This is a genomic window from Rhizobium sp. KDH_Rht_773_N, from assembly GCF_052946295.1.
Window position 1 is genome coordinate 2,118,525 of record NZ_CM129525.1, and the last position, 13,968, is coordinate 2,132,492.

14 protein-coding genes are annotated in these 13,968 nt (G+C 61.8%); 12 read left to right on the top strand and 2 right to left on the bottom strand.

Annotation, left to right across the window (positions count from 1 at the left end):
• Positions 1-2: 2 nt before the first annotated feature.
• The 7 genes from ACU8HS_RS10600 (at position 3) to ACU8HS_RS10630 (ending at position 5,662) form a co-directional block, all read left to right on the top strand.
• The gene (locus ACU8HS_RS10600) at positions 3-320 is read left to right on the top strand and encodes a YciI family protein (RefSeq protein ID WP_112571897.1); all 318 of its coding nucleotides are present in this window, start codon (positions 3-5) and stop codon (positions 318-320) included.
• 31 nt (positions 321-351) lie between these two features.
• Positions 352-1,599, top strand: a complete 1,248-nt coding sequence (gene odhB, locus ACU8HS_RS10605; RefSeq protein ID WP_113412698.1) for a 2-oxoglutarate dehydrogenase complex dihydrolipoyllysine-residue succinyltransferase — start codon at positions 352-354, stop codon at positions 1,597-1,599.
• A 15-nt stretch (positions 1,600-1,614) separates the two neighbouring features.
• Positions 1,615-2,358 (top strand): DUF4241 domain-containing protein, encoded by a 744-nt coding sequence (locus ACU8HS_RS10610; RefSeq protein WP_113412699.1) that lies wholly within the window; start codon positions 1,615-1,617, stop codon positions 2,356-2,358.
• Positions 2,355-2,882: a hypothetical protein gene (locus ACU8HS_RS10615; protein ID WP_112756521.1), complete on the top strand. Its 528-nt coding sequence runs from the start codon at positions 2,355-2,357 to the stop codon at positions 2,880-2,882. The genes ACU8HS_RS10610 and ACU8HS_RS10615 overlap by 4 nt, the downstream gene beginning before the upstream one ends.
• Complete coding sequence (locus ACU8HS_RS10620) at positions 2,879-3,631, top strand: SDR family oxidoreductase (protein ID WP_112571892.1); 753 nt, start codon at positions 2,879-2,881, stop codon at positions 3,629-3,631. Before ACU8HS_RS10615 ends, ACU8HS_RS10620 begins: the two co-directional genes overlap by 4 nt.
• Positions 3,632-3,655: 24 nt before the next feature.
• Positions 3,656-5,059, top strand: a complete 1,404-nt coding sequence (lpdA, locus tag ACU8HS_RS10625; protein ID WP_112705783.1) for a dihydrolipoyl dehydrogenase — start codon at positions 3,656-3,658, stop codon at positions 5,057-5,059.
• A gap of 102 nt (positions 5,060-5,161) precedes the next feature.
• Positions 5,162-5,662, top strand: a complete 501-nt coding sequence (locus ACU8HS_RS10630; protein WP_113412700.1) for a cytochrome b/b6 domain-containing protein — start codon at positions 5,162-5,164, stop codon at positions 5,660-5,662.
• A 12-nt stretch (positions 5,663-5,674) separates the two neighbouring features.
• Here the strand turns inward: ACU8HS_RS10630 and ACU8HS_RS10635 are convergent, their stop codons facing one another.
• The gene (locus ACU8HS_RS10635) at positions 5,675-6,751 is read right to left on the bottom strand and encodes a TraB/GumN family protein (RefSeq protein WP_113412701.1); all 1,077 of its coding nucleotides are present in this window, start codon (positions 6,749-6,751) and stop codon (positions 5,675-5,677) included.
• Positions 6,752-6,838: 87 nt separating this feature from the next.
• The gene (locus ACU8HS_RS10640; RefSeq protein WP_113412702.1) at positions 6,839-7,774 is read right to left on the bottom strand and encodes a tyrosine recombinase XerC; all 936 of its coding nucleotides are present in this window, start codon (positions 7,772-7,774) and stop codon (positions 6,839-6,841) included.
• 143 nt (positions 7,775-7,917) lie between these two features.
• Between ACU8HS_RS10640 and ACU8HS_RS10645 the strand changes: the two genes are divergently transcribed.
• From ACU8HS_RS10645 to atpA, 5 genes are all read left to right on the top strand, one after another.
• Positions 7,918-8,859, top strand: coding sequence for a GNAT family N-acetyltransferase (locus ACU8HS_RS10645; RefSeq protein ID WP_112571888.1), 942 nt, complete (start codon positions 7,918-7,920; stop codon positions 8,857-8,859).
• A gap of 48 nt (positions 8,860-8,907) precedes the next feature.
• Positions 8,908-11,124 carry a primosomal protein N' gene (locus ACU8HS_RS10650; protein WP_113412703.1) on the top strand — a complete coding sequence of 739 codons (2,217 nt, stop codon included), beginning with the start codon at positions 8,908-8,910 and terminating at the stop codon, positions 11,122-11,124.
• 79 nt (positions 11,125-11,203) lie between these two features.
• Positions 11,204-11,593 carry an AGROH133_08824 family phage infection protein gene (locus ACU8HS_RS10655; RefSeq protein WP_113412704.1) on the top strand — a complete coding sequence of 130 codons (390 nt, stop codon included), beginning with the start codon at positions 11,204-11,206 and terminating at the stop codon, positions 11,591-11,593.
• A 255-nt stretch (positions 11,594-11,848) separates the two neighbouring features.
• Complete coding sequence (locus ACU8HS_RS10660) at positions 11,849-12,415, top strand: F0F1 ATP synthase subunit delta (protein ID WP_112571882.1); 567 nt, start codon at positions 11,849-11,851, stop codon at positions 12,413-12,415.
• Positions 12,415-13,944 (top strand): F0F1 ATP synthase subunit alpha, encoded by a 1,530-nt coding sequence (gene atpA / locus ACU8HS_RS10665; protein WP_112705789.1) that lies wholly within the window; start codon positions 12,415-12,417, stop codon positions 13,942-13,944. The genes ACU8HS_RS10660 and atpA overlap by 1 nt, the downstream gene beginning before the upstream one ends.
• The last annotated feature ends 24 nt before the right edge of the window (positions 13,945-13,968 follow it).

Below are 13,968 nucleotides of genomic sequence, written 5' to 3' on the forward strand. Positions count from 1 at the left end.
CGATGGCATATTTCTTCATGAGACTTGTGCCGCCGCGCCCCACTTTCCCGCATGACGGGACCGGGGAGGAGATGGCGGCGATGAAGCGCCATGCCGAATATTGGCACCAGAACGCTCTTGCGGGATCGGCGGCTGTCGTCGGTCCCGTCTTCGAGGGTGAAGGGGCTTTCGGCATCGCGATCGTCGAGGTTGCGGATCAGGCGGCAGCGCAGGCGCTTGCCGATGCGGACCCGATCATCACTTCCGGCTTCGGTTTCCGTTTCGATGTCTTGCCAATGCCCTCAATCATTTTCCGGCCGCAGGCCGGTACCGCTACCTAACACGATAACAAGCACAATCAGGATTTGAACAATGGCCACAGAAATCCGCGTTCCAACACTCGGTGAATCCGTCAGCGAGGCAACCGTCGGCACCTGGTTCAAGAAGGTCGGCGACGCCGTGAAGGCCGACGAGCCCATTCTCGAGCTTGAAACCGACAAGGTGACCATCGAAGTTCCGGCTCCGACCTCCGGCACGCTTTCGGAAATCGTCGCCCAGGCTGGCGAGACCGTGGGCCTTGGCGCGCTTCTCGGCCAGATCGCTGCAGGTGCGGCCGCCGCTGCCGCTCCTGCCGCCGCAGCCCCGGCCGCTGCACCCGCCGCTCCGGCTCCGACGCCTGCAGCACCGGCCGCTGCCGCTGCTGCTCCGGCCGCCTCCGTATCGTCCATGCCGCCGGCTCCGGCTGCGGCAAAGATGCTCGCAGAAAACAATCTCTCGGCCGATCAGGTCGACGGCTCCGGCAAGCGTGGCCAGGTCCTGAAGGGCGATGTCATCGCAGCCGTCGCCAAGGCCGCGGCCGCTCCGGCGGCCGCCCCGGCGGCACCTGTTGCCGCGCGCGGCCCGTCGACCGTCGAGGATGCGGCTCGCGAAGAGCGCGTGAAGATGACCCGCCTGCGCCAGACGATCGCCAAGCGCCTCAAGGATGCACAGAACACGGCTGCCATGCTGACCACCTATAACGAGGTGGACATGAAGGCCGTCATGGACCTGCGCAACAAGTACAAGGATGTCTTCGAGAAGAAGCATGGCGTGAAGCTCGGCTTCATGGGCTTCTTCACCAAGGCCGTCACGCACGCGCTCAAGGAACTGCCGGCCGTCAACGCCGAAATCGACGGCACCGACATCATCTACAAGAACTACTGCCATGTCGGCATGGCCGTCGGCACGGACAAGGGCCTCGTCGTCCCGGTCATCCGCGACGCTGACCAGATGTCGATCGCCGAAATCGAGAAGGAACTCGGCCGCCTCGCCAAGGCAGCCCGTGACGGCTCGCTCTCTATGGCCGAAATGCAGGGCGGCACCTTCACCATCACCAACGGCGGCGTCTACGGTTCGCTCATGTCCTCGCCGATCCTCAACGCACCGCAGTCGGGCATTCTCGGCATGCACAAGATCCAGGAGCGTCCGGTCGCCATCGGCGGTCAGGTCGTCATCCGCCCGATGATGTATCTGGCGCTCTCCTACGATCACCGCATCGTCGACGGCAAGGAAGCCGTGACCTTCCTCGTGCGCGTCAAGGAAAGCCTGGAAGATCCGGAACGTCTGGTTCTGGACCTCTAAGCGGAGCGATCTGCCATGCGAGACCGGATCATGCGAGCGGCAGGCGCGGCACTCTGCGCCACGGCTACCTTCATGCCGGTCTCGGCTCTTGCCTTCGACGTGAACAAGGCGAGCAGCAATTTCGACCTCGTGTCGCTCAGCGATGCGGAGCTTTCCGCACGCTCCATCAAGACCGTCGACATAGGCAATGTCGAACTCACCTCGGGCCGTATCGTTGCCGCCGATCCGCTGGCGCAGCCAGACCGGCAGGCCCTGGCAAGAACGGTTCCTGCCGGGGACTACCCGGTGCGGCTCTATGAGGCTGCCGGGCGGGTAGCCGCGGCCAGCATGCGCTTCGGCGAGGGGAGGCCCGATCACTGGGAGCTTGCCACTCTTCCAGGCCAGGATGTCGCCACGCTGAAGGATGACGAGATATTCGGCTATCCCGTCGATGCCGGCCTCGGCAGTTACATGGATGCCGATACGCTTGCCCTCATCGAGGAACGCGAGCAGCAGGTGCAGGCGCAAAAGCCGGATTCCGACGTGAACTATTACGACGACGTGCTCGCATCGGAACTCGACGCCAACAAGGGCGCCTATGACCTGCACCGCCCGGTCGCCGGCAAGAAGGGCAACGTCGCGATCTTCTGGAGCGGCTGGGGCGACGGCTTCTATCCGGTCTTCTGGGGGGTGGACAGAGACGAGCATCCGCTGGTGCTGCTCACGGACTTCCAGGTCATCGCGAATGCCGACGGGCGCAGAGAGCCGAGCCACCAATGAACGCGGCAGGACTGAGGCGGACAAAAAGGAAGGGGCTGGCCGCGATTGCGATCGCCACGCTTTCCTGTGCGCCGGTTTCTGCGATCGCCGCCGAGTGCAAGCAGGCTCAGGCGATTTACGGAGACCGTGACGACGCTTATGAACTGCGGTTCTCGCCGATTACCTCCGAAGCCATGACGTCGAGCCACCGGTTCAGGCTCAGCGCGCTCAAAACCCCTGTCGTCATGGATGGTTATGTCATGGCGTCAGACGACCCGGCGCGGACCATGGGCATGGTGCTGTTCAATTGTCCGGACGGCGACGTTACCGGGGCCGATCTCGACGCCTGCACGGTCTGGCAGGGATTTATCTATCGCACGAGCGAAGGTGGGCTCGATAACCTCCAGTCCGGTGACAGTCCGGCAGCCGACAGAATCGTCTTTCCGGGTCTCGGTCCGGCGGTCCGCCAGTCGTCTGCCTGGGGTGAGGGCAAGGCAGAGGTTGCACCCTGGGATGTCCTCGATTTGAAGGGATGCGCACAATGACCGACGGTCCCGTCCTGCTTGTTACCGGCGGCAGTCGTGGCATTGGCGCGGCTGCCTGCCTTGTCGCTGCGCGTCATGGCTGGCGCGTTGCGGTGAACTACGCTTTGAACGAGGCGGCGGCGAACTCCGTCGTTTCCGAGATCAAGAAGGCCGGTGGTGATGCGATCGCCATCAAGGGCGATGTCGGCAATGCCGGCGATATCGTCTCGATGTTTGCGGCAGTCGACAGTCATTTCGGGCGTCTGGACGGGCTTGTGAACAATGCCGGTGTCGTCGACCGCGTTGCGCGTGTCGATGAAATGTCGGCCGAGCGCCTCGAACGGATGATGCGGATCAACGTCACCGGCTCGATCCTTTGCGCCGGCGAGGCGGTGCGGCGCATGTCGACCGCCCATGGCGGCAAGGGCGGCGCGATCGTCAACATCTCGTCCATGGCGGCCGTCATCGGCGGACCGGCGCAATATGTCGATTACGCCGCATCCAAGGCCGCCATCGACAGTTTCACGATCGGGCTTTCCAAGGAAGTCGCGGCCGAAGGCATCAGGGTGAATGCGATCCGGCCCGGCATCATCGAAACGGATATTCATGCCTCCGGCGGACAGCCGGACAGGCCGAAAGAAATGGCTTCATCGATCCCGATGAGGCGAACCGGACAGGCGCAAGAGGTGGCCGACGCGATCGTCTATCTGCTCTCGCCTTCGGCATCCTACATAACAGGCGCGATCCTCAATGTGAGCGGCGGGCGCTAGTCAATAACGCAAAGGGAAAAAGCAATGTCCTATGATGTGATTGTTATCGGAACCGGCCCCGGCGGCTATGTCGCGGCAATCAAGGCCGCCCAGCTCGGCCTCAAGGTCGCGGTCGTGGAAAAGCGCGCCACTTACGGCGGCACCTGCCTGAATGTCGGCTGCATCCCCTCCAAGGCGCTGCTGCATGCTTCCGAAATGTTCCATGCGACGCATCATATGGAAGAACTCGGCATCGAGGTCGCGGCTCCGAAGCTCAACCTCGACAAGATGCTGGCGCACAAGGACGCGACGGTGAAGTCCAACGTCGACGGCGTTGCCTTCCTCTTCAAGAAGAACAAGATCGATGCCTTCCACGGCACCGGCAAGATCGTTTCCGCCGGCAAGGTTTCCGTGACTGCCGAAGACGGCACGGTTCAGCAGATCGAAGGCAAGAACATCGTCATTGCCACGGGCTCTGACGTTGCCGGCATTCCGGGCGTCAAGGTCGATATCGACGAGAAGGTCATCGTCTCCTCGACCGGCGCCATCGCGCTGGAGAAGGTGCCGGAAACGATGATCGTCGTCGGCGGCGGTGTCATCGGCCTCGAACTCGGCTCGGTCTGGTCGCGCCTCGGCGCCAAGGTCACGGTCATCGAATTCCTCGACAAGATCCTCGGCGCCATGGATGCCGACGTTTCCAAGCAGTTCCAGCGTATGCTCGGCAAGCAGGGCATCGACATCAACCTCAGCTCCAAGGTGACGGGCGTCGAAAAGGGCGGCAAGGGTGCCAAGGTAACGTTTGAACCGGTGGCAGGCGGTGCTGCCCAGACGCTCGAAGCCGATGTCGTCCTCATCTCCACGGGCCGCATCCCCTACACGGCCGGCCTCGGCCTGGAAGAAGCCGGCGTCAAGCTCGACAATCGCGGCCGCGTCGAAATCGATGGTCATTTCAAGACCAATGTCGAGGGCATCTATGCGATCGGCGACGTCGTGAAGGGTCCGATGCTGGCGCACAAGGCTGAAGACGAAGGCGTGGCGCTTGCCGAAATCCTCGCCGGCCAGCACGGCCACGTGAACTATGACGTCATTCCGAGCGTCGTCTACACGCAGCCGGAAGTCGCGTCCGTCGGCAAGACCGAGGAAGAGCTGAAGGCTGCAGGCATCGCCTACAAGGTCGGCAAGTTCCCGTTCTCGGCCAATGGCCGCGCCCGCGCCATGCTGGCAACGGACGGTTTCGTGAAGATCCTGTCGGACAAGGAAACCGATCGCGTGCTTGGCGGCCACATCGTCGGCTTCGGCGCCGGCGAGATGATCCACGAAATCGCCGTATTGATGGAGTTCGGCGGCTCGGCCGAAGACCTCGGCCGTACGTGCCATGCGCATCCGACCATGTCGGAAGCCGTGAAGGAAGCGGCGCTCGCCGCCTTCTTCAAGCCGATCCATATGTAAGATTAAATATCAGCAATCATTCATAATGCCGCTTGCTTTCGAGCCAGCGGCATTTTTATTTGGTGGGCAAGCTTCGCTAACTCTTTGACGAAAGCCAAGAAAATGAATGATCGCGTTGTCGTCGGCTATAGTCTCTCCCAGCGTTTCCTTCACTGGGCAACCATGCTCCTGGTTCTCTTCAATCTTCTTTTGCCCGATGGCATGAATGCCTGGTACCGGATTGTCCGCCGTGGCGGCATGCCTTCGCCGGAGCAGATTGCCTCAGCCAATATCCACGCCTATGTCGGGATCGCAATCCTGCTCGTGACGATCATCAGGCTCGGCCTGCGTTTCGTGCAGGGCGTGCCGCCGGAAGCCGCAGACGAGCCGGCGATATTTCGGCTCGCTGCGCGGCTTGTGCATGCGAGCCTCTATCTGCTGCTGCTTGCCCTGCCGGTTTCAGGCATTGCCACCTATTATTTCGGTGTCGATGCGGCGGGCTCGCTGCATGCCGATGTGCTGAAGCTCATCCTGTGGATCGTTATCGCTGCGCATGTCCTCGGTGCTCTGGCCCACCAGTTTTACTGGAAGACGGATGTCTTGCGGCGGATGACAGTCGGTTAAGGCTTCAGGTGATCAATTGACCGCCGTTACCGTGAAACCCTGCCGGCGCAGCAGTTCGACGACGCCATCCTTGCCCGGCAGGTGCAGGGCGCCGACGGCCATGAAGACATTGCCGTTGGCGAGAATGGGGGCGGCGCGCTCGGCCATTACCTTGTTGCGGTCGAGGATGATGCGCTGCTCGAAGGCGGCGTAGTCGCTGTCCTCGTCGCTGCCTTCGGGCGTCACGGTCTTCAGCATCGGCATGGTCATGCCGATGTCGCCGGAGAGATAGATATCGGTCATGGTCTCGACGACGTCGTTCATCTTGGTGCCAAGCTCCAGCGTTTCGATCAGCGACTTCAGATGAAATTCGACCGGCAGTTCGGCCATGGCCTGCAGCTGCTCGGCCAGGGTTTCCAGGCCCTTGACCTGTTTGCCTTCGGCAGCCGCATCGGCGGCGATCTTCTGGTCCAGGAACTGGACGCCTTGTGCCTTGCGGGAGATCTCGCAGGCGGGCAGCGCCACGGCGCTCGAAATCATCCAGGGGCGCATGCGGGACACGGCGGAGAGCGGGATGCCACGCTGCTTCAGGCCGGCTTCGAGACGGCTGTAATCTTCAGGTGAGAGAAGCTTGTCGATGGTGGTCCCGTCCGTGAACATCATCAGGTCGGGCTTCATCAGAAGGGCGGCCGTTGCTTTCTTCTCGTCGAGGATTTCGTCGGATTCGATGACGATCGTGTCGGCGCCGTCATGGGCAAGCTGCGCACGTGTCGGCAGGTTCAGGACGCGCGGATCGGTAACATGCATGGTGCCGAGCAGCCAGGACGGCCTGACGCCCGGTTTTTCGATCTTCCAGAAAATACCTTTGCCGTTGGGCGTCGCATCCGCTTCCTTCACGGCTTCGGCATAGCGGGCAGGATCGTTCTGCTGCAGTTCGGTGAGCAGGTTTTTCCCGGTGCAGCCGTCTTCCGCAGCATCGGCCGGCGTGACGGAAAAGACGGCGGCGAGCAATGCGGCGGCGAGCAGCACATGAAAGGCCGCCGCGAGCCAGAGCAGGATATTGCCCGGCTGGACGATGTGAAAGGTCCGGTGGCCGATGGAAATGGTCATGCTGGTAATCCGGTCACAAGTGCTTCAAGTCTCATGCTCTACGCCGGGCTTGCGCATATTCCTTTAAGAGACAGTGTTAACGAAGGATTACGCGCGAGGATGCGCCTTATCATACACTTCAAGAAGCCTGGATGCATCGACGCCGGTATAGACCTGCGTGGTGGAGAGGCTGGCATGGCCGAGCAGTTCCTGAATGGTGCGCAAGTCGCCGCCACCGGCCAGCAGATGCGTGGCGAAGGAGTGGCGCAGCGCGTGCGGGGTGGCGCTCTCCGGCAAGCCAAAGGCACTGCGCAACTTCTGCATGGCGCGCTGGATGATGGCAGGCTGCAGCTTGCCGCCACGGGCGCCGCGAAACAGCGGCTCGCCCTCGTCAAGATCAAAGGGGCAGAGCTGCCGGTATTTGTCGACGGCTTCGAAAACGATAGGCAGCAACGGAACGAGGCGCGTCTTGTTGCCTTTTCCGGTGATGCGCAGCGTCGTTGTCCCGGCCCTGATATCGGCGGGCGTCAGGTCGAGCGCTTCGGAAATGCGCATGCCGCAGCCATAGAGCAGGGTCATGACCGCCGCGTCACGTGCGGCAATCCACGGTTCGTCGTGAAGCTGCGCATCGCTGCTGACGACGGCAATCGCCTGCCTGTCCGACAGGGGCTTCGGAAGAGATTTCGGCTGCTTCGGCGAGCGGATCGCAGCGGCGCCCGCCGCGTTGACCAGGCCCTTGCGTTCCAGGTGCCGCAGGAGCGAGCGAAGGCCGGCGAGGTTACGGCCGAGCGAGCGGGCGCCGGCTCCGTCCCGTCGGCGGGCGGCCAGAAAGGCGCGAAAGTCAGCCGGGCGCAGCGTCTCGATGTCGCGCAGCGTCGCCGGACCGCCGAGATGGCCGGTCAAAAAGGTCAGGAACTGGCGTGTATCGCGCTCATAGGCATCGAGCGTATGTCCGGAAAGGCGGCGTTCGCGCGCGAGATTTTCGAGCCAGGCGCTGCGCTCCGCGATCAGTTGTGGATCGGCGATGATCAGAAGTTCATTCACGGACGTGGCTCTTGAATTTGATTTCCGTGACGCCAATTCTGAAACAGTGGCGTTATGGAATTGCTAATGCTTGCCAAGCCCTTGTCATGTATCGATCATAATTCACTGAGATAGCTTGTAGCTCCCATAAGACAGGAATTTTTATGGCACGGCGCGACACCATGACGGCTTTCGGACAGCTTGCGGAAGCGATCGCCCTGGTCTCTCATGGAAAACCCGGCCATATCGTCGATACGTTGATCGCCGAGCGCGGGCAGAAGATCGTCCGCCATCCGCTCTGGCCTGTCATGCGGCCGTTTCTCTACACGCTGCTGCGCTACAACAAGGCGATCGAATTCGCCAACGATGTGGCCAACATGCCGGGCTTCCAGTCGTTCGAATATATGAGCAACCTGCTGAAGCTGGATATCAACGTTACCAATGCCGAGCGCATTCCTGCCTCCGGCGGCTTCATCCTCGTCAGCAATCACCCGACCGGCATTGCCGACGGCGTGGCCGTCTTCGATCTCCTGAAGACGCGCCGACCGGACATGATGTTCTTTGCCAATCGTGATGCGGTACGTGTCAATCCGCGCTTTGCGGAAATGATCATTCCGGTCGAGTGGCGCGAGGAGTTCAAGAGCAAGCTCAAGACGCGCGAGACGCTGCAGCTGACCAACCATGCGGTGAAGGAAGGCAAGGCGACCGTGCTATTCCCTTCAGGTCGCATCGCCTATTGGGCGAACGGGCGGCTGAACGAGCGGCCCTGGAAAACCTCTGCGGTCGGCCTTGCCCGCAAATACGGTCTGCCGATCCTTCCCGTTCACATGACGGCGCGCAATTCCGGCCTGTTCTACTGGTTCGCCAAATGGTCGACTGAGCTGCGCGACATGACGGTCTTCCACGAGCTTCTGAACAAGAAGGGCGATCGTTTCGATTTCGTGATCGGCAATCTCATTCCCGCCGAACAGCTCGACGGCGACCTGAACGAAGTGACGAAGGCGCTGGAAAAGCACACAATCCGCGACATGGCTACAGATGGAGATGCGCAGTTCGTGCCGGTGTCCGATCCGTCTGCGCAACCGGCTGAATCCGTGGCCGTCTGACCTCTTTATGGTTCCAATTTGCCGCCGTTGCGGGCATGGTCTGGCGCAATGAGCACAGATTCGTCCGATCTCTTTGGCGCGCTTTTCGAGGCTCCGCCCGCGAACCGTACGGTTCCGGTGCTGGTGCCGATGCCGGCGCCGAAAGCCTATTCCTATTCGGTGCCTGAAGGCATGGCTGTCGAGCCCGGCTCGGTCGTGCAGGTGCCGCTCGGGCCGCGCCAGGTGATCGGCGTCGTCTGGGATGGCGGCGAGGACGGTGTCGATCCCAAGAAGCTCCGGCCGATCACCCATGTCTTTGATTGCCCGCCGCTCAACAAGGAGATGCGGGATTTTATCGACTGGGTGGCTGCCTACACGCTTTCGCCGCCGGGACTGGTGGCGCGCATGGCACTGAGGGCGCCGAACGCCTTCGAGCCCGAGCCGATGGTGGAAGGATTGCGCTTCGTCGGCGGCGAGCCGGAAAGGATGACGCCGGCGCGCGCCCGCGTGCTCGATGCAGCCGCCGACGGGCCATCCTGGACGCGCATCGGCCTTGCCCATGCTGCCGGGGTCTCCACCAGCGTCGTCGACGGGCTGATCGCGCAGGGCATATTCGAGACGATCTTCCTGCCGCCGCCGCCCGTCGTCGCCAGGCCCGATCCGGACTTTGTCGCTTCCCGCCTCGAAGGCCCGCAGAAGGAGGCGGCAGAGGAAATTCTGGACGAAGTGCGCAGGGGCGAATTCGCGGTCTCGCTGATCGACGGCGTGACCGGTTCGGGCAAGACCGAGGTCTATTTCGAGGCGATTGCCGAGACGTTGAGACGCGGCAAGCAAGTGCTGATCCTGCTGCCGGAAATCGCGCTGACGGCAAGCTTCCTCGAACGCTTTCAGGATCGTTTCGGTGCGAAACCTGCCGAATGGCATTCCGATCTTGCGCCGCGTATGCGCGAAAAGGTCTGGCGGCAGGCGGTAACGGGCGAGGTACGGGTCGTTGCCGGCGCGCGCTCGGCGCTGTTCCTGCCCTTCGAAGATCTCGGCCTCATCATTGTCGACGAAGAGCATGATCCTGCCTACAAGCAGGAGGATCGCGTCTATTACAACGCGCGCGACATGGCGGTCGTCCGCGCACGGATCGGCGATTTTCCGGTCGTGCTCGTTTCGGCGACGCCTTCGGTCGAAAGCCAGGTCAACGGCCAGAGCGGACGCTACAGCACGATCCATCTGCCGACGCGTTTCGGCGATGCGGCACTACCCGACCTGCATCTGATCGACATGCGGCGCCATGCGCCGGAGCGCGGCGGCTTCCTCTCGCCGGTGCTGATCCGGGCGATCGGCAAAACGGTGGAAAAGGGCCAGCAGGCGCTGCTCTTCCTCAACCGCCGCGGTTATGCGCCGTTGACGCTCTGCCGTGTCTGCGGCCATCGGTTCCAGTGCCCGCAATGTTCCAGCTGGCTGGTAGAGCATCGCTTCCGCCGGCAGTTGCAATGCCATCAGTGCGGCCATAACGAGCCGACACCGGAGGCCTGCCCGGAATGCGGGACGCTCGACCATCTCGTCGCTTGCGGGCCGGGCGTGGAGCGTATCGCCGAAGAGGTGGAACGGCATTTTCCCGACGCACGCACTATCGTGCTTTCGTCCGACATCATGGGCGGCGTGAAACGGCTGCGGCTGGAGCTGGATGCTATCGCCAAGGGGGAGGCGGATATCGTCATCGGCACGCAGCTCGTCGCCAAGGGGCACAACTTTCCGCTGATGACGCTGGTCGGCATCGTCGATGCCGACCTCGGTCTCGCAAACGGCGATCCGCGCGCGGCAGAGCGGACCTACCAGCTTCTGTCGCAGGTTACCGGCCGTGCTGGCCGAACGGGCCTGAAGAGCCACGGCCTGCTGCAGACCTACCAGCCGCAGCACCCTGTCATGCAAGCGATCGTTTCCGGCGATGCGCAGGCCTTTTACGACCGCGAAATCAGCGAACGCGAGCGTGCGGCGCTGCCGCCGTTCGGCAGGCTTGCCTCCATCATCGTTTCGGCCGACACGCGCCACGACGCGGAAAACCATGCGCGTGGCATGCGCAATGCCGCACCGCAGGTGTCGGGCATTTCCGTTCTCGGGCCGGCGGAGGCGCCGCTGGCGCTGGTGCGCGGGCGCCATCGCTTCCGCCTGCTGGTGCACGGGCGCCGCAATTCCGACATGCAGGCCTATCTTCGCGCATTGCTGTCGCAATCGCCGAAAGAGCGCGGTTCGGTTCAGGTGCAGCTCGATATCGATCCGCAGAGCTTCCTGTAGATCATTGACATCTCAACGTTTCCGGATGCCGCCGATCATGGCATAAACGCAGAATCAGGCGATGAATCGGGGGCGAGGCATGGAGTTCTACTTTCCGACGGAATTTGGCGAGCAGCTTGCCTTTGGTGCGGCGGCCTTCACCGCACTCGCCGGCTTCGTCATCATGTTCGCGCCCGGTCTCGCCATGCGGACCTTCGGCCTGGCGCCACGCGGCGAGCGGCGCGAAGGCTTCAGCGAAGTCCGCTCCATGGGCGGCCTCTATCTCGGTCTCGGTACTGCAGCGATCATGCTCGCGCAAGACTGGACTTATCTGGCCCTCGGGGCAGCCTTCGCGATGGCTGCTTTTGCACGCATTATCTCGATCCTGTCTGATGAGGGGAGCACGCTCCTCAACTATTTACTTCTGGTTGTGCAGGCGATCGTCGCGGCGCTGCCGCTGCTCTATGTGTTCGGCTTCCTGCAAGGCTGATCCAGAGCTGAAATTAAAGCGTTTCGCAGGCCGCTTTCTGGTGTTTCCGTAATTTTGCTGACAGAAAATCATGCGAAACACGTATTCGGACGTTACGCGTGTTGCGAGTCCGAACATCCTATGTTAGACGGACCCCGAATTTCGGAAGAAGCAAGAGGCTTCTCTTGCGATTTCTGGGGGAAATCAAAACGAATTCAAAGTCATAGGTTCGGCGCCCGCCGAAAGTCCGATTTTGAATTGAAATCAGGGAAATTTGTGCCCGTGGCAGACACGTCCCAGCTTACTTCTGGTGTTGCAGAGCGCTATGCCTCGTCGCTTTTCGAGCTGGCCCTCGAAGAGGGCGCCGTCGACAGCGTTACCGCCGATCTCGACCGGTTCCAGGCCATGCTGGATGAAAGCGACGACCTGAAGCGCTTTGTCCTCAGCCCGGTTTTCTCTGCGGAAGACCAACTCAAGGGTATCGTGGCGATCAGCGAAAAGGCTGGCATTTCGGGCTTCTTCGCCAATTTCCTGAAGGTCGTGGCGCGTAACCGCCGCCTGTTTGCCCTGCCGGGCATGATCAAGGCCTTCCGGGTAATCGCTGCCAACCATCGCGGCGAAATTTCTGCCGAAGTCACTTCGGCTCATGCTCTTTCTGCAGAGCAGGAAAATGAATTGAAGGCGGCGCTGAAGGGCGTCACCGGCAAAGACGTGGCAATTGCTGTCACGGTTGATCCGTCAATTCTTGGTGGTCTGATCGTCAAGGTCGGGTCCCGTCAGATTGATACGTCTCTTCGTACCAAACTCTCTACCCTTAAGCTTGCATTGAAAGAGGTCGGCTGATGGATATCCGCGCTGCGGAAATTTCCGCAATTCTTAAAGACCAGATCAAGAACTTCGGCAAAGAGGCAGAAGTCTCGGAAGTCGGCCAGGTTCTCTCCGTTGGTGACGGTATCGCTCGCGTTTATGGCCTGGACAATGTTCAGGCTGGTGAAATGGTCGAGTTTCCCGGCGGCATCCGCGGCATGGCGCTCAACCTTGAGTCCGACAATGTCGGTGTCGTTATTTTCGGCTCCGACCGCGACATCAAGGAAGGCGACACCGTAAAGCGTACCGGCGCGATCGTCGACGTTCCGGTCGGTCCGGAACTGCTCGGCCGCGTTGTCGACGCTCTCGGCAACCCGATCGACGGCAAAGGCCCGATCAATGCGACCCGCCGTGCGCGCGTCGACGTCAAGGCTCCGGGCATCATCCCGCGCAAATCGGTTCATGAGCCGATGTCGACCGGCCTCAAGGCTATCGACGCGCTCATCCCGGTTGGCCGCGGCCAGCGCGAGCTCGTCATCGGCGACCGCCAGACCGGAAAGACCGCTATCATTCTCGATACGTTCCTGAACCAGAAGCCGATCCATGACAACGGCCCGGATCAGGACAAGCTGTTCTGCGTTTACGTCGCCGTCGGCCAGAAGCGCTCCACCGTTGCCCAGTTCGTCAAGGTTCTGGAAGAGCGCGGTGCGCTGAAGTACTCGATCGTCGTTGCCGCGACCGCTTCCGATCCGGCTCCGATGCAGTTCCTCGCTCCGTTCGCAGGCTGCGCAATGGGCGAATACTTCCGTGACAACGCCCAGCACGCGCTGATCGGCTACGACGACCTGTCCAAACAGGCTGTCGCTTACCGCCAGATGTCGCTGCTGCTGCGCCGCCCGCCGGGCCGCGAAGCCTATCCGGGCGACGTTTTCTACCTGCATTCGCGTCTCCTTGAGCGCGCTGCAAAGATGAACGACGACAAGGGCGCTGGTTCGCTCACCGCTCTGCCGGTCATCGAAACGCAGGGCAACGACGTTTCGGCCTTCATTCCGACCAACGTGATCTCGATCACCGACGGCCAGATCTTCCTCGAAACCGACCTGTTCTACCAGGGTATCCGTCCGGCCGTTAACGTCGGCCTGTCGGTTTCCCGCGTCGGTTCCTCGGCTCAGATCAAGGCGATGAAGCAGGTTGCCGGTTCGATCAAGGGCGAACTCGCCCAGTATCGTGAAATGGCCGCCTTCGCCCAGTTCGGTTCGGACCTCGACGCTGCGACGCAGCGCCTGCTGAACCGCGGTGCGCGCCTGACCGAACTCCTGAAGCAGCCGCAGTTCTCGCCGCTGAAGACGGAAGAGCAGGTCGCCGTGATCTTCGCCGGCGTCAACGGCTACCTCGACAAGCTGCCGGTTGCTCAGGTCGGCAAGTTCGAACAGGGCCTGTTGTCCTACCTGCGTTCGGAAGGCTCCGCCATCCTCGATGCGATCCGCACGGAAAAGGCTATCAGCGACGCGACGAAGGGCAAGCTCACCGCTGCTCTCGACAGCTTCGCCAAGTCTTTCCAGTAATCGGACCTTAGGTTAGGACGGATA